The 14,786-nt window shown below is 38.9% G+C and carries 15 protein-coding genes; 2 read left to right on the top strand and 13 right to left on the bottom strand.

Annotated features, from left to right (window positions below):
- Nucleotides 1-3: 3 nt before the first annotated feature.
- Nucleotides 4-330, bottom strand: a complete 327-nt coding sequence (locus MRY82_03295) for a septum formation initiator family protein (GenBank protein ID MCI5071957.1) — start codon at nt 328-330, stop codon at nt 4-6.
- Nucleotides 331-428: 98 nt separating this feature from the next.
- On the opposite strand from MRY82_03295, the gene MRY82_03290 reads away from it, so the two are divergent.
- A complete protein-coding gene (locus MRY82_03290; GenBank protein ID MCI5071956.1) occupies nt 429-1,679 on the top strand; it encodes a patatin-like phospholipase family protein in 1,251 nt (416 codons plus the stop codon).
- Nucleotides 1,680-1,692: 13 nt separating this feature from the next.
- On the opposite strand, the gene MRY82_03285 is transcribed toward MRY82_03290, so the two are convergent.
- The 9 genes from MRY82_03285 to MRY82_03245 form a co-directional block, all read right to left on the bottom strand.
- Nucleotides 1,693-3,681 (bottom strand): acetoacetate--CoA ligase, encoded by a 1,989-nt coding sequence (locus tag MRY82_03285; protein MCI5071955.1) that lies wholly within the window; start codon nt 3,679-3,681, stop codon nt 1,693-1,695.
- The gene (locus MRY82_03280) at nt 3,681-4,079 is read right to left on the bottom strand and encodes a biopolymer transporter ExbD (protein ID MCI5071954.1); all 399 of its coding nucleotides are present in this window, start codon (nt 4,077-4,079) and stop codon (nt 3,681-3,683) included. The genes MRY82_03285 and MRY82_03280 overlap by 1 nt, the downstream gene beginning before the upstream one ends.
- Nucleotides 4,076-4,744 carry a MotA/TolQ/ExbB proton channel family protein gene (locus MRY82_03275; GenBank protein MCI5071953.1) on the bottom strand — a complete coding sequence of 223 codons (669 nt, stop codon included), beginning with the start codon at nt 4,742-4,744 and terminating at the stop codon, nt 4,076-4,078. The genes MRY82_03280 and MRY82_03275 overlap by 4 nt, the downstream gene beginning before the upstream one ends.
- 20 nt (nt 4,745-4,764) lie before the next feature.
- Complete coding sequence (locus MRY82_03270) at nt 4,765-5,904, bottom strand: acyl-CoA dehydrogenase family protein (protein MCI5071952.1); 1,140 nt, start codon at nt 5,902-5,904, stop codon at nt 4,765-4,767.
- 145 nt (nt 5,905-6,049) lie between these two features.
- Nucleotides 6,050-6,457 carry a cobalamin B12-binding domain-containing protein gene (locus MRY82_03265; protein MCI5071951.1) on the bottom strand — a complete coding sequence of 136 codons (408 nt, stop codon included), beginning with the start codon at nt 6,455-6,457 and terminating at the stop codon, nt 6,050-6,052.
- A gap of 19 nt (nt 6,458-6,476) precedes the next feature.
- Nucleotides 6,477-8,153, bottom strand: coding sequence for a methylmalonyl-CoA mutase family protein (locus MRY82_03260; protein ID MCI5071950.1), 1,677 nt, complete (start codon nt 8,151-8,153; stop codon nt 6,477-6,479).
- A gap of 37 nt (nt 8,154-8,190) precedes the next feature.
- Complete coding sequence (locus MRY82_03255; protein MCI5071949.1) at nt 8,191-9,339, bottom strand: acyl-CoA dehydrogenase; 1,149 nt, start codon at nt 9,337-9,339, stop codon at nt 8,191-8,193.
- Nucleotides 9,336-10,109 (bottom strand): enoyl-CoA hydratase-related protein, encoded by a 774-nt coding sequence (locus tag MRY82_03250; protein MCI5071948.1) that lies wholly within the window; start codon nt 10,107-10,109, stop codon nt 9,336-9,338. The genes MRY82_03255 and MRY82_03250 overlap by 4 nt, the downstream gene beginning before the upstream one ends.
- Before the next feature lie 189 nt (nt 10,110-10,298).
- A complete protein-coding gene (locus tag MRY82_03245; GenBank protein ID MCI5071947.1) occupies nt 10,299-11,150 on the bottom strand; it encodes a 3-hydroxybutyryl-CoA dehydrogenase in 852 nt (283 codons plus the stop codon).
- 214 nt (nt 11,151-11,364) lie between these two features.
- Here MRY82_03245 and MRY82_03240 point away from each other — a divergent pair, with 214 nt between their 5' ends.
- Nucleotides 11,365-12,021 carry a hypothetical protein gene (locus MRY82_03240; GenBank protein MCI5071946.1) on the top strand — a complete coding sequence of 219 codons (657 nt, stop codon included), beginning with the start codon at nt 11,365-11,367 and terminating at the stop codon, nt 12,019-12,021.
- 181 nt (nt 12,022-12,202) lie between these two features.
- On the opposite strand, the gene MRY82_03235 is transcribed toward MRY82_03240, so the two are convergent.
- The 3 genes from MRY82_03235 to secG all read right to left on the bottom strand — a co-directional run bounded on the left by MRY82_03235 (nt 12,203) and on the right by secG (nt 14,785).
- Nucleotides 12,203-12,952 (bottom strand): hypothetical protein, encoded by a 750-nt coding sequence (locus MRY82_03235; protein ID MCI5071945.1) that lies wholly within the window; start codon nt 12,950-12,952, stop codon nt 12,203-12,205.
- A 90-nt stretch (nt 12,953-13,042) separates the two neighbouring features.
- Nucleotides 13,043-14,218, bottom strand: coding sequence for an acetyl-CoA C-acetyltransferase (locus MRY82_03230; protein ID MCI5071944.1), 1,176 nt, complete (start codon nt 14,216-14,218; stop codon nt 13,043-13,045).
- Between the two features lie 24 nt (nt 14,219-14,242).
- Nucleotides 14,243-14,785 carry a preprotein translocase subunit SecG gene (gene secG, locus MRY82_03225; GenBank protein MCI5071943.1) on the bottom strand — a complete coding sequence of 181 codons (543 nt, stop codon included), beginning with the start codon at nt 14,783-14,785 and terminating at the stop codon, nt 14,243-14,245.
- Between the last annotated feature and the right edge of the window lies 1 nt (nt 14,786).

Genomic DNA, 14,786 nt, shown 5'->3' with positions numbered 1-14,786 from the left:
TATTTAATTTTTAAAAACAAACCTCACTTCATCATGACCGCTTAATTTTAATTCTTCTCGAGCATACTTTTCTATAGTACGCAGGTCATCTCTAAAATAATAAATTTTTTGACTTAAATCTTTAATTTCACCATCTATTTTGTAGTTCTCTTGCTCAAGTATTTGTTTTTTTTGCCAAAGACGATAGCTTTTGAGTAAACCTTGATCACCAAAAAAAGCCGCAACACACAAAACAAAGATATAAGAGCCCAAAGCATAACTAAGCCAACGCTGTTTTATATTCAACTGAATCCATAACTTTTTAATATGAATTTTAATGTTTCGCGACATGAATTTTTATTCTACGTGGAGTAGAAAAAATCAGCAATATTTTAATCAATCTTCACCGTAATATTGTGTTAATCCATTTTACATAGTAATTTTGCACTGTGGCGTGGTGGTCTAAAAATCCAAAAAATGTTCCTGCAGTAGTTCTTTCTGGCGGTGGCACACGTGGAGCTTATGAAGCCGGTGTTATACATTATATTAGAACAGGTCTGCCTACCAAACTTGCAAAAAAGCTAATTTTTAAAATACAAGTTGGTGCCAGTGTAGGAAGTATCAATGCAGCATTTATGGCTGCATATGCTCATGAGCCAATTGTACAAGGTCAACAGCTTCATGATCTATGGTCTAACATTAAATCTGAAGATATCTATAAACGTGGCCCGATGACGTCCAGTAAGTTTTTAATCCAAAGCTCTTTTGGAGCGATTGCCAGTCTTTTTGGTGTAAAAGATCTTTACAAAGAAGATGATAAAAAACTGGGCTTTAGCTCTCTATTTAATACAAAGCCCTTTCAAAATTTTTTAACCAAAAATTGCTCCTTTCAAAATATACCTAACAATATTAAAAAAGGGATTATTCAAGCTGTTGCAGTATCTGCGACCAACTTAAATACTGGCCAGGTAGAAATTTTTGTTGATAAACATCCAGATTTAAAAATTGATGCTAATCCAGACTTTAGATTTCAGAAAATCACAGCCCGTCACGTCATGGCCTCTGCGGCTCTCCCTGTTTTATTTCCTCCCGTGACCATCGATGAAACCTATTATAATGACGGAGGTTTACGCTTAAGAACTCCGCTTAAACCTGCTTTAGATTTAGGTGGAAATATGGTCTTGGTTATAGGTACAGCATCTGCTGAAGAAGAGCTGGAAAACTCTCAACCTAGAATATCTGAGTCAGATACTATCCAGAGACCTGGCCTTGGTGATATTATGGGTAAACTTCTTGAAGCAGCTCTAATTGATAGACTTGAAGCCGATGTTCATAATGTTCATAAAATAAATAAAATTCATGCCATCACTGAAAAACTTCTAAGCAAAAAAGACTATCAGTACTTTTGCCAGGAAACCAATACCCGTCCAATTGAAATTCTTAATATTGAACCCAGTATTAATATATCTAAGCTAGTTGATGAACAACTCAAACAGTCTTATAAAAATATGGAAAGCATAGGGAGTATTGAGAAAATCATCCTTAAACTTTTAGAAATAGACGAAAAACGCGGAACAGAATTCTTAAGTTACTTTCTCTTTGAACCTACTTTTATTAATCAGTTATTACGCTTAGGTTATAATGATGCCAAAGCCAAGCATGATGAGCTTTGCGATTTTGCAGAAAAAGCAATTCAATAAAAAGATAATTTTTTTATGCTACAATACTTCTTGAATTTTCAAGTTCATTTTTAATGGCATAAAAATCTTCTAAAACTTCTGGATTGGCAATAGCTCCTTTATTTTCAATGAGTTGTCCATGCATAATTTGTTTAACCGCTAATTCTACTTTCTTTCCACTCACCGTATACGGAATATCACTGACCTGAAAAATAAGACTTGGCGCATGCCTTGGAGAAGCTTGTTGTTTCAAAACATCTTTTATTTTTTGTTTTAAATCAGAAGATAAGTTGTTCTCACCTTTAAGCTTAACAAATAAAACCACCCTCACATCATTTTCATGGTCTTGCCCAATAACAACACTGTCTTCAAGTTCTTCCAATTGATTAACAACCCTATAAATTTCTGAAGTCCCTATTCTTACACCGCCAGGGTTCAGAGTTGCATCACTTCTTCCATAAATAATACATGCATAATCTTTAAGTAAAACAATATAGTCCCCATGGCGCCACATATTTTCATAGGTAGAAAAATAAGCTTGGGTATAACGCTCATGGTCTGGGTCATTCCAAAACATAACAGGCATACTGGGCACGGGTTGCAAACAAACCAATTCTGCCTCTTTTTCATAAACAGCTTGTCCTTGCTCATCAAAAGCTTTAACATCCATGGCCAAACCTGCACACTGTAACTCGCCTCTATAAACTGGACGTAATGGATTACCTAAAAAGAAACACGATACAATATCAGTACCGCCAGAAATAGAACAAAGTTGAACATCTTTCTTTACTTTCTGGTAAATCCAATCAAAGTTTTCAGACATTAAGGGTGACCCAGTTGAGAGAATACACCTTAAGTCTTTGCCTGAGCTGGGTTGAAAACTTTTCTCTTTTCTGCAAGCATCGATAAACTTTGCACTGGTGCCAAAAACATTGATTTTTTCCTCATCAACAAAACTCCATAACCTATCCATATCAGGATACACTGCACTGCCATCGTATAAAACCAGCTCAACTCCTAACATCAAGGCAGAAACCATCCAATTCCACATCATCCAACCTGTAGTGGTGTAATAAAAAAACTTCTCACGTGGTTTAAGATTGGTATGCAAGGCCAATTCTTTGTAATGCTGTAATAAAACACCACCCACACTATGTACAATACACTTAGGCTTACCTGTAGTCCCAGATGAAAATAAAATATAAGCTGGATCATTAAAATCCATCGGTGTAAACTCCAGTTCACCTTCTGTATATTGCGTAACGGCATCACTCCACGAGTACCAATTATCTGCCGGATACATATGTTTCATGGCCACTTGGTGAATGATAATCACTTTTTCTACGCTGTCTAAAGAGTTAATCATATCCACCAGCTGCTCATGTTTATGATATACCTTACCATTGTATTGGTAGCCATCAACCGCAATAACAACTTTTGGATGGATTTGCTCTAAACGATCCAAAACTGTACTTTGCCCAAACTCTGGAGAACATGATGCCCATATGGCACCTAAACTTGTTGCCGCTAACATAGCTACAACTGGTTCAACTGTATTTGAACAAATACCTACAACCCGGTCACCTTTTTCTACACCGTGATTCCTTAAATAATTGGCTAAAGATTTTACTTGATCAATTAATTCTTGCCCTGAGATTTTACTTTTGGCACCGTTTTCTAAAAAACTACAAATAGCATTTTCTTCGGGGTTGGCTTGGTAATAAGCCAAAATATTCTGAGCAAAGTTTAATTTTAAGCCCTCAAACCAGTTTACTCCTGGCATGGTTTCCTGGCTTTTAACTTTTTTATATTCACCTTGCGTGTGTAATTTGGAATAATGAAGTAATTGAGTCCAAAACTGATCAGTATTATTCACAGACCACTGATATAAATCATCATAGCTTTGAATATTTTCTTTAGTCTGATGGTTTACATCATTTATGAAATCACTCATGTTAGAAGACTGCTTAAACGCTTCACTGCCTTCCCACAATTTTACTCTACTCATTTTTTCTCCAGTCATTATTCCGTGCTCAATACACTAATATTATTTAAACCTGCTAGTTTTATTTGATCAAGAATTTGCATAACTTTTCCATGTGCTGCCAATTCATCTGCAGCTAAAATAACCGGTATAGACTTGTCTTGCTGACGGCTTAAAGTCTCAATAAGAGAATCCTGACTGATTTTCTCTTTATTTAAAAAAACTCCGTTGTTATTATCTAGCGCTATCGCTAGTATTTTGTTCTCTGTTGATACTTCTCCAGACTCAGTCTTGGGTAAATTAATTTGAATCCATTTGTTTTGACTAAAAGATGTAGAGATCAAAAAGAAAACCAAAATATTTAAAAACAAATCAATCAACGGGGTTAACGATATTTCCACATCTCTCAATTTATTACTTGTCTGTCTAAACTTCATGATTCTTTTTTGTGCTTATTGTCTTGCACTGAGGTGTCATTTTCCTTGGTCTTAAAATTATTCAACAAACTTTGTGACAATTCTTCAAGTTTTAATCCATAATGATCAATTTTTTTGTAAAAGTGACGATGCAAAACATATGCAGGAATCGCTACCAATAAGCCAGCGGCTGTGTTTAATAATGCCTCTGAAATACCGGCAGAAAGCTCTAAAGGGTCACCAACACCTACCAGCTTAATTGCTGCAAAGGTCTTAATCATCCCGGTTACGGTTCCTAATAAGCCTAATAAAGGTGAAATACTGGCAATACTGCCCAGAAGATTTAAATTTTTTTCCAAGCCTTCAAGCTCTAAGCGTCCCTGCATTTCTACAGCATCTTTTTTTTGTTGGTAATTACTATTGCCATGGCTTAAGACCAAAGAACTTAAGCGTGTTAAGGGAACATCGTAAACTTGAGACAATTGAGCAATACTTTGCCAGTCTTTTTTGCGCATGCTTTCATTAAAGGATCGCATCATGGGCTTTGGGAAAATAACTGTTTTTTTTAGAGCTAAATATCTTTCAATCACAATGGCCACAGCAACAATAGAACACAAGCCAATTAAAATCATAACTGGCCCACCTTTGGCCAAGTAATTATAAGCTTGTACTAAAGTTTCTGTCATGCTGGCAATCAGTGTATACCCTACTTGAGGATTTCTCTAGAAATAACTTCTCTTTGAATTTGACTGGTTCCTTCACCAATCTCGCACAGTTTCACATCTCTATAAAAACGCTCTACCGGATATTCAGAAACATAACCATAGCCGCCATGCACTTGAATCGCCATATTACACGCTCTCCAAGCTGCTTCTGAAGCATACAGTTTGGCCATGGAGGATTCTTTTTTAGCGTATTTTTTTTGATCATGTAAGCTCGATGCTCTTTTCAATAAAACATCGGCAACTTCAAGCTCTGTCGCAGCATCTGCCAGTTTCCACTGTATGGCTTGAAATTTGGAAATAGGTTTACCAAAAGCAGTTCTTTCAATGGAGTACTTGGTGGCTTCTTCCAAAGCCGCTTTACCTAAACCTAAAGCCATGGCACCAATGACAACTCTTCCTTTGTCCAAAATTTTTAAAGCATCTTTGAACCCTTGTCCCACTTCTCCTAAAAGGTTAGCCTTAGACACCCTGACATTATCAAAACTGACTGAGGCTGTATCACTTGATTTTAACCCTAGTTTATCTTCTGGCTTACCCGGTGTGAGACCACTACTATTTCTTTCCACAACAAATGCAGAAGGACCTTTATCTTCACCTTCAATGATTGTATTTGTAATCACAACATACGTTTGCGCAACGGACCCTTGGGTAATAAACATTTTAGAGCCATTAATAATATAATCATCACCATCCAAAGTTGCGGTTGTTTTCATGGCCAGTGCATCAGATCCTGAATCCGGTTCAGTCAAACACCATGCCCCCAAGTGCTCTGCTGAAGCAAGTTTTGGCAAGTACTTTTGTTTTTGCTCATCATTACCTGCAAGACTGATATGTCCGCAACACAAACCATTGTGTGATGCAATTGTCAGAGCCACAGAACCATCTACTTTGGCTACTTCTTCTACTACAATGGCAAAACTAGTAACGTCCATCTCTGAACCACCAAACTTTTCTTCCACGGTCAGACCCATCAAACCCAATTCACCCAACTTTTTACAAATTTCCATGGGAAACTCTCTACTCTCATCACGCTCTGCAGCGCCTGGTTTAATTTCATTTTGGGCAAACTCACGAACCATATTTTGAATCATTTTGTGATTTTCATTGAGATCGAAATCCATCTATTTTATCCTTTCGTTGACTTTACGTTGTCTCTAACCCAGCTGGTGTTTTCTTCTCCCGCTTCGCTCTTTTCTTCAGAGGGTCTCACGACCCTTTCAAAAACGCAAACGCGGTTTCCGTTTTTTCACTCCCGTGAGCTTTTTATCAACTTATTCCTTTCGTTGATTTTACATTCTCTCTTACCCAAGTTGTTATTTCTTCTAAAGAAACCCCTGGAGTAAATATTTTAGCTACACCTTGTTCATACAGCTTAGGAATATCTTCGTCAGGAATAATACCACCACCAAAAACAGCAATATCACTGGCATTTTTTTCTTTCAGTAACTTTATGACTTCAGGAAACAAAAACATATGCGCCCCAGACAAGACGGACATACTCACTGCATCAACGTCCTCATCAACCGCTGCATCCACAATCATTTGTGGGGTTTGATGCAAGCCGGTGTAAATCACTTCAAATCCAGCGTCTCTAAGCGCTCTTGCAACAACTTTAGCCCCTCTATCATGACCATCAAGACCGGGTTTGGCCACCAATATTCTTAACTGACTCATTCAGACATCCTTTCAATTTCTACAACCACTTAGGATCGTGGTACTCACCAAAGTTTTCTCTAAACACATCACAAATCTCACCCAAAGACGCATAATTGCGAACAGCCTCAATAATATACGGCATTAAGTTTTCTTGGGTTTTGCTGGCTGCATTTAAGTTACGCAAACTTTCTTCCACCTTTGCATTATCCCTGCTTTGCTTAATACGCTTAACGTTTTCAATTTGCTCAGCTTCTACTTTTTCATCCACCACCAAGGTAGGAATATCTTCTTCTTCATCAACCAAATATTTGTTCACGCCAACAACTGTTTTTTCACCCCGTTCCACCTGTTTTTGAAACTTGTAAGCAGAGTTGCCAATTTCACGTTGCGGGTAACCTTTTTCAATGGCTTCTATCATACCACCCATGGCATCAATTTTTTCGATATAAGCCAAAGCATCTTTTTCAATACTATCGGTCATGGCTTCTACAAAATAGCTACCGCCTAAAGGATCTATGGTTGAAGCTACGCCAGACTCTTCAGCAATCACTTGCTGAGTTCTTAAAGCCAGCCTTGCCGTTTCTTCTGTAGGTAAGGCCAAGGTTTCATCCAAAGAATTGGTATGCAAAGACTGGGTTCCACCTAAAACCGCTGATAAGGCCTGCATGGTGGTTCTAACCACATTGTTGTAAGGCTGCTGAGCTGTTAAAGAGCAGCCCGCTGTTTGGGTGTGAAACCTGCACATTAAACTCTTTGGGTTCTTGGCACCAAAACGTTCTTTCATGGTCCGTGCCCAAATTCTTCTTGCCGCTCTGAACTTTCCAATTTCTTCAAAAAAATCATTGTGGGCATTAAAAAAGTAAGACAAACGTGGCGCAAAGTCATCAACATCCATTCCTCTTTCAATACCAGCTTGTACATATGCAATACCATCTGCCAAAGTAAAGGCTAACTCTTGAGCTGCGGTAGAGCCGGCTTCACGGATATGGTAGCCAGAAATTGAAATGGTGTTCCAACCCGGTACCTCTTTACTGGAAAACTCCATCATATCCACAATTAATCGCATGGAAGGTTTGGGTGGATAAATCCATGATTTTTGTGCAATGTATTCTTTTAAAATATCGTTTTGGGTTGTCCCACGCACTTTCGTCCAAGGAACCCCTTGTTTTTCTGCAACCGCCAGGTACATGGCATACAAAATTGTTGCTGGGGCATTGATGGTCATGGAAGTGGTTACTTCATCCAAGGGAATCCCTTCAAACAATGTTTCCATATCTTCCAAGGTATCAATTGATACCCCTGTTTTTCCAACTTCTCCACGAGAACGGTCATGATCAGAGTCATAGCCCATAATGGTGGGCATATGAAATGCAACAGAAAGACCCGTTTGTCCTTGGCTTAATAGATATCTAAAACGTTTATTGGTATCTTTAGCTGTACCAAAACCGGCAAACTGACGCATGGTCCACAACTTGCCTCTGTACATGGTTTCATGCACACCGCGCGTGTATGGATACTGACCAGGCAAAGACAAATCTTTTTCTAAGTCGAGATTTTCATTATCTAATGGTGTGTACAGACGCTTGACCGGCTTGTCTGATAGAGTATAGAATTCTTCTTGCCGTTCAGGACGTTTTTCTAAAACTTTTGCAAGCTCATTGCTTTCCCAGTCAGCAAAGGCTTGTTTTAAACTTTTGGTTTTATCATCAGCCATGGGCTCTATCCTTCCTCAATCTTCACTTCTTCTAAGACTATGCATACTCTTTAATCAAGCGATTGGCAATCACCAAGCGTTGGATTTCACTGGTACCTTCATAGATTTCTGTAATTCTTGCATCTCGCAAAAAACGCTCCAAAGGATATTCTTTAATATATCCGTATCCACCATGAATCTGTAAAGCTTGATTGCACACCCTTGAAGAAGCTTCAGATGCAAAAAGCTTGGCCATAGCCGAATACTTGGAATAGTTTTGATTTTTCCACTTTTTATAGGCTGCTTGATAAACCATCAAGCGTGCAGACTCAACATCCGTTGCCATATCGGCCAACATCCAACGAATGCCTTGAAATTGACTTAAACTCTGATCAAACTGCTTTCTTTCTTTAGAATATTTAACAGCTTCTTCTAAAGCTGCTTGCGCAATCCCTAAAGCTTGGGCGCCAATACCAATACGGCCATTGTCCAAAGTCATCATGGCTATTTTAAAACCTTCTTTTTCTTCTCCCAAGCGCTGGGTAACAGGCACACGGACTTCATTGAAACTTATGGTACAAGTACCCGATCCTCTAATCCCCATTTTATCTTCGTCTTTTCCAATCTCTACGCCCTGAGTTGTTGTAGGAATAATAAAAGCGGTGATGCCCTTATTGCCTAACTCCGGTTGGGTTAGACAAAATAAAATCAAGGTATCACTTTGTGGGCCATTGGTAATCCAGTTTTTAGCACCGTTAATAATGTAATCATCACCTTCACGCACCGCAATCGTCTTTTGATTGCCCGCGTCTGAACCGGATTGCGGTTCAGTTAAGCAATAAGCCCCTAAGTGTTCGCCTTTGGCTAGAGGAATCAAGAACTTTTGCTTTTGTTCTTCTGTGCCAAAATTTTTGATCACTTCAGAAACCAATGAATTGTTCACAGATGTTATCACGGATGTAGACGGACATACTCTGGCCAACTCCTCTATCACAATAGCATAAGAAACAGGATCCATCCCTGCCCCCCCGTACTCTGTTGGAATACACACGCCCATTAAGCCCATTTCACCCAACTGTTTCACTTGTTCTGCAGGAAAACAATGCTCTTGATCTGTTTTTTTAATAATGGGTCGCAGTTCTTTTTCTGCAAAGTCACGGACTAAATTTCTTATTTCTTGTTGTTCTGTCGTTAATTCAAAGTTCATCGCTGAAACACTGCCTTTCTTTTATTGATAAATGCTTCCATGCCTTCTTGTTGTTCTGCAGTTTCAAAACAAGAGGCAAACAAGTCTCTTTCCAGGTCACACCCTTCTTTAATGTCTAAAGCGTAGCCTTGGTCAATAGCTTTTTTGGTCAAGCTCAAAGCCCTTGGCCCCTTAGCCAACATCTGGTCCACAACCTTTTGCACTTCAGTATCAAAATCATTTGCCAAAAACACATCACAAACCAATCCTAAGCGTTTGGCTTCCTCTGCGCCTATCATTTTTCCGGTAAACAAAAGCTCTTTGGCTTTAACAATTCCAATGGCTCTGGGTAAACGTTGGGTTCCACCAAAGCCCGCAATCACACCCAAGTTCACTTCAGGTTGACCAAACTTGGCTTTATCAGAGGCATAAATCAAATCACAGGCCATGGCCATTTCACAACCACCGCCCAAAGCAAAACCATCCACACAGGCCACAGTAATTTGTGGCATGGTTTCTAAGGCATAACCAATAGACTGACCTAAAGCTGCTAGTTTCTTAGCTTCATCTTGTGTTAAAGCTGACATGGCTTTGATGTCTGCTCCGGCAATAAAAGCTTTATCTCCAGCTCCTTTTAAGCAAACAACACCAATACTTTTATCTTGAGCAATTGTTCTTAAATGTTCAAGCAAAGTCTCTAAAACTTCTTGATTCAAAGCATTGAGTGCTTCAGGTCGATTAAAAGTTAAAGTAACCTGACCTTGATTGTGTTCTTTTAAAATAACCGACATGATTACCGCCTCCCCCTATCTTTAAACTTTTTTAAAACCAACTTTTCCTCAGAGGTAAGTAACAACACCCTCTTCAATTCTTGCAAATATAAAAAAGATTCTCGTACAGCGAGTTTTGCTTGGCATAGCCAAGCATCTGTCTGAGCTGTTAGAAAACTTTTTTCTATTTGCAACAGCATTACTGGCATTTTATTTCCCCTCATAAGTGTAAAAGCCGCGTCCAGACTTTCTACCCAATAAGCCAGCCTGTACGTATTTTCTTAATAAGGGTGCGGGTCTAAATTTATCTTCTCCTAAGCCAGTATGCAAAACTTCCATGATATAGAGGCAGGTATCCAGGCCAATAAAGTCCGCCAATTCTAAAGGACCCATGGGTTGATTGGTGCCTAATTTCATTGCCGTGTCAATGTCTTCAGCTTTGGCAATACCGCTCTCTAAAGCAAAGACAGCTTCATTGATCATAGGGCATAAGATTCTATTGACCAAAAAGCCCGGAAAATCTTCCACGGCTACGGTTTCTTTGCTCATTTTTTGCGATAACTCAATGACTGTATTGTAGGTTTCATCAGATGTAAGCAAGCCGCGAATGACCTCCACCAATTTCATAATGGGAACGGGGTTCATAAAGTGCATGCCAATGACTTTATCAGGCCTACTGGTTTGCGCAGCAATCTTGGTGATGGGAATAGAGGAGGTATTACTGGCCAAAATACAGTCTTTTTGGGTAATTGAATCAAGCGATTTAAAAATTTCAAACTTGATGGTTTCATTTTCTGTTGCGGCTTCAATCACCAAGCCACAGTCGGCAAAGGCTTGTATATCTGTACTTGTATGCACCTTGGCCATAATAGAATTTTTATTCTCAGGAGAAATTTTTTCTTTTTTCACCAAACGGCTTAAACTGCTTTCAATATTGTTTTTTCCCCAGGCAATTCTATCTTCACTAACATCATACAAAACCACATCAAAATCATGCGCAGCTGCAACTTGCGCAATACCTGAACCCATTTGTCCAGCTCCAACAACCCCTATTTTCATCATATCAACTCCACCTTATCCACAATTCTTTCCCCATAGCTACGGCGGGCTCTTGGGAATGCAAAAATACTTTATAGTCTTATAAGTTTAAATAATTAAAAATGCAAAATAGACCGGCATCCTATTCATAATTATTGGAATTGGGTGCATGATTGATGCTTGACTTTTAAAGCTTGAATACAGTATACCCGATGACTCAAATCGAAAAAGGGGAGCCATGTTTAAAAAATTCAATAAAACTTCTATGGTATTAACATTACTCACACTACTTTTGAGCTTCAATGCTTTATCTCAATCTTATGAAAGTTATGTTGCACAAGATGAAGTGTGTCTTGATCTTATCACTTCTATCAAAGAAATCCGAACTGTTTCCGCCACATATGAAGCCTCGGTTAAAGCGCTGTTTTTTGTCCGCCCAGGTGCAACTTCTATTCATGCCGGACAGCTTCACAGCAACCAAGCTTTTATCAATCATATAAACTCGATTAATGGCTTAAACCTTGAGGAAAGCAAACACACCGATAATTTTGGTAATACAGAATATGATCCTAATATTGTTTTTGGTTACAGCTATAAAGCAGATTTAGATTCAGATAAATCTGCTGTTTATTCACTGCCCAGCGATACAAAAGAATTTACCTTTGCTGTTCGTAACCCAGAGTCCCCCCGCATTTGTCATTGTGTGTTTGCAGAAGAAAGAAGTCAACTTAGCTGCGATTCATGGCAAGGTGATTATGATAAAATTCAAGCTGAATATGAAGCCCGTATGCAAGACCACATACGTTTAAAAAACACTTATTCTAAAGTACGCTTTTTCAATTCAGAAGCTGAACATGAAAAACGACTAAAAATGCAAAAAATTGATAAGCCTTGATACCTTAAAGGGTCTGTCTCACCGTGTCTATTTGCGAGTTGTCGATTTTATTGATCAAAAACAACCAAAAAGTCTCGGCGCTTTTTTAAAGCCACTTCAAAAAGTCAAGTGCCAAGGCTGCAATTCCGCTTGATCTGAAGGTGATTTGCTTCACCTTTCTCAAAACCAAACATTTAAAACATCAAGCATTGATACACTGTTGTAGAATTAAATTCTGTTTGTTGTAAAGCTTTCCATGAGCAGGAGCTATTGTGCTGTGCATGTCTAAAAATGATCCCATGCGATGCACCAGAGGGATTTTTCTCAATGAACTTAAAACTTGGTAAACATCATCACTCACTAATTCTGGACACCAAAATGTCGAATCTACTGCTCTAGGGTCTGTTTGAATTTGTTCTAGAGCATCTTCAAAGCATTGCAGTATATAGTTTCTTGAATCATCAAAAAACAATGTTTCAGGCATCGATTTGTATTCTTCTAAAGCATCCTCATACAGTTGACCTATATCTTTTTTTAAACTTGCAATATTAGATTGCATTGCTTTCAAAGCAATATCAGTCTTACCAACATAATGATAACAGACATTCGATAAATGTTCGCCCTGAGAAATGCTCATTTTCCAAAAACTGCTGTGATTTTCGTAAACAAGCAACACATATAAAGAACCTTTTTCCTCGTAAACAACAGGGTTGGACATTGTTTTTAAATCGGCGTCAGAACCAACATAGCATAAAATATCGTTAATCTTTTGTCCTTTGACGAGCTTTACAAAGTCGAGCAAGGATTGCGCAATCACATGATTATTTGATAAAAACTTACAGGATTCGATTTTGTCAGAAAATAAAGCATCATCAAGTTTAATATGATTTTTAATATGGGCTTTTAAGGTAAGGACAATATTCCAATGAACGATAGCTTCCAATGACTGCATACTTTGTTTAAAGTAATCTAAACAAACTAAAAAATAAACTATAAAGTATTTTAGCCTAACCCAGTTGGTATAAAATAACGATTAAAATCTCTACTGCATGTGAACAGCCAAAGCCACTGCTTCGCCGCCGCCAATGCATAAGCTGGCAATACCTTTTTTAAGCTTGTTTTGCTTTAAGTGATGTAAAAGCGTGACCAAGATTCTGCAACCACTGGCGCCAATAGGGTGACCCATGGCTACAGCACCGCCTCTTGGATTGACTTTGGCTAAATCTAAACCAAGCTGTTCGCTCACCGCCAGGGAAACCAAAGAAAAGGCTTCATTGATTTCATAAGCATCCACATCATCTTTATTCCACGATAATTTTTGATGTAAAGCATTTACTGCGTCTGCTGGCGCCATGGTAAACCACTGTGGTTCACGGGCAGCTTGTGTACTTCCTTCAATTATGGCCAGATAAGGAACATTATTTTTCTCACACCATTCTTTACTGGCTAAAACCACTGCCGCTGCTCCGTCATTGATGTTAGAGGCATTGGCAGCTGTTATTGTACCCTCTTTATCAAAGGCCGGCCTTAATGTGGCGAATTTATCAAATTTGGCTTTATCAATATCTTCGTCTCTATCTACAGTAATCGTTTCTTTTCTTTGCTGAATCTCTATGGGAACAATCTCATCTTTAAACAAACCCTCGTTGCTAGCTTTTTGCGCGCGTTCATAACTACTTTTGGCATAGGCATCTTGCTGCTCACGACTGATGTTTTTTTCTTTGGCACACAACTCTCCAGCTTGACCCATATGAAAATCATTGTAAACATCCCATAAACCATCATGCAACATGGTATCGATAATTTTGCTGTGTCCCAGTTTTTGCCCTTGACGCATATGCATGGCGTGAGGTGCATTGGACATACTTTCCATACCTCCTGCAACAACCACATGGGCATCACCACAACGAATAGCTTGACTAGCCATCATGACTGATTTTAGACCAGAGCCGCAAACTTTACCAATGGTAGTACACGGAATATGTTTAGGGAGACCTGCAAAAATAGCAGCTTGTCTCGCTGGCGCTTGGCCAATAGCTGCTGTCAGCACATTGCCCATAATGACTTCATCAATTTGATCTTTATTGATTCCCGCTTTTTCAACCGCAGCGGAAATAGCTTTTGCACCCAATTGCGGTGCGGTTAAAGAGGTCAATGACCCTAAAAAACTTCCAATAGGGGTTCTTACTGCGCTGACGATGCATACTTCCTGTGTCATTTTATACCTCTTGATTGTAATGAATTATTTTTTTTCTGTATCAGTTGCTTCTTCCACTTTTTTTGCAGCTTCATTGACTGTTTTTGTTACTGTTTCTTTAACTTCCTTTGCAGTTTCTTTACTTGCTTCAACTGTTTTATCAACAACAACTTTGGCTTTTTCAGACACTTCATCCGCTGCTGTACTCCCTGCATCAACAACTTCTTTACCTGCTGCTTTAACATCCTCTGCAACTTCTTCTGCGTCCTGCGCAATACCCGTTGCTGCACTTTCTGTTGCTTCCTCTAAGGCTTCACTGGATGTTGTTGCTTCTGTACCATCAAAAACGGTTTGATTGGCCTCTTGCGATGAAAAATAAACCAAACTCAAACTGGTCAACATAAATATAACAGCACAGCTTGTTGTCACTTTACTTAAAAAGCTTGCTGCTCCTCTTGCACCAAACACCCCTGACTGTCCACCACCCAAGGCTGCACCGGCATCGGCACCTTTTCCGTGTTGCAGCAATACAATAACTATTAACAACAAACACACTGCAATATGCACAAACGATACTAATCCTATCATA

This window comes from bacterium, assembly GCA_022763185.1.
GTDB lineage: Bacteria > Bdellovibrionota_G > JALEGL01 > JALEGL01 > JALEGL01 > JALEGL01.
Note: the sequence above shows the minus strand (reverse complement) of the source record. Positions and strands in the feature narration are given on the sequence as shown.

Excerpts from the sequence above, each read along its gene's own strand:
- MRY82_03295 (MCI5071957.1), bottom strand. The coding sequence starts at position 330 with ATGTCGCGAAACATTAAAATTCATATTAAAAAGTTATGGATTCAGTTG.
- MRY82_03285 (MCI5071955.1), bottom strand. The coding sequence starts at position 3,681 with ATGACTGGAGAAAAAATGAGTAGAGTAAAATTGTGGGAAGGCAGTGAA.
- MRY82_03280 (MCI5071954.1), bottom strand. The coding sequence starts at position 4,079 with ATGAAGTTTAGACAGACAAGTAATAAATTGAGAGATGTGGAAATATCG.
- MRY82_03275 (MCI5071953.1), bottom strand. The coding sequence starts at position 4,744 with ATGACAGAAACTTTAGTACAAGCTTATAATTACTTGGCCAAAGGTGGG.
- MRY82_03270 (MCI5071952.1), bottom strand. The coding sequence starts at position 5,904 with ATGGATTTCGATCTCAATGAAAATCACAAAATGATTCAAAATATGGTT.
- MRY82_03265 (MCI5071951.1), bottom strand. The coding sequence starts at position 6,457 with ATGAGTCAGTTAAGAATATTGGTGGCCAAACCCGGTCTTGATGGTCAT.
- MRY82_03260 (MCI5071950.1), bottom strand. The coding sequence starts at position 8,153 with ATGGCTGATGATAAAACCAAAAGTTTAAAACAAGCCTTTGCTGACTGG.
- MRY82_03255 (MCI5071949.1), bottom strand. The coding sequence starts at position 9,339 with ATGAACTTTGAATTAACGACAGAACAACAAGAAATAAGAAATTTAGTC.
- MRY82_03250 (MCI5071948.1), bottom strand. The coding sequence starts at position 10,109 with ATGTCGGTTATTTTAAAAGAACACAATCAAGGTCAGGTTACTTTAACT.
- MRY82_03245 (MCI5071947.1), bottom strand. The coding sequence starts at position 11,150 with ATGATGAAAATAGGGGTTGTTGGAGCTGGACAAATGGGTTCAGGTATT.
- MRY82_03240 (MCI5071946.1), top strand. The coding sequence starts at position 11,365 with ATGTTTAAAAAATTCAATAAAACTTCTATGGTATTAACATTACTCACA.
- MRY82_03235 (MCI5071945.1), bottom strand. The coding sequence starts at position 12,952 with ATGCAGTCATTGGAAGCTATCGTTCATTGGAATATTGTCCTTACCTTA.
- MRY82_03230 (MCI5071944.1), bottom strand. The coding sequence starts at position 14,218 with ATGACACAGGAAGTATGCATCGTCAGCGCAGTAAGAACCCCTATTGGA.
- secG (MCI5071943.1), bottom strand. The coding sequence starts at position 14,785 with ATGATAGGATTAGTATCGTTTGTGCATATTGCAGTGTGTTTGTTGTTA.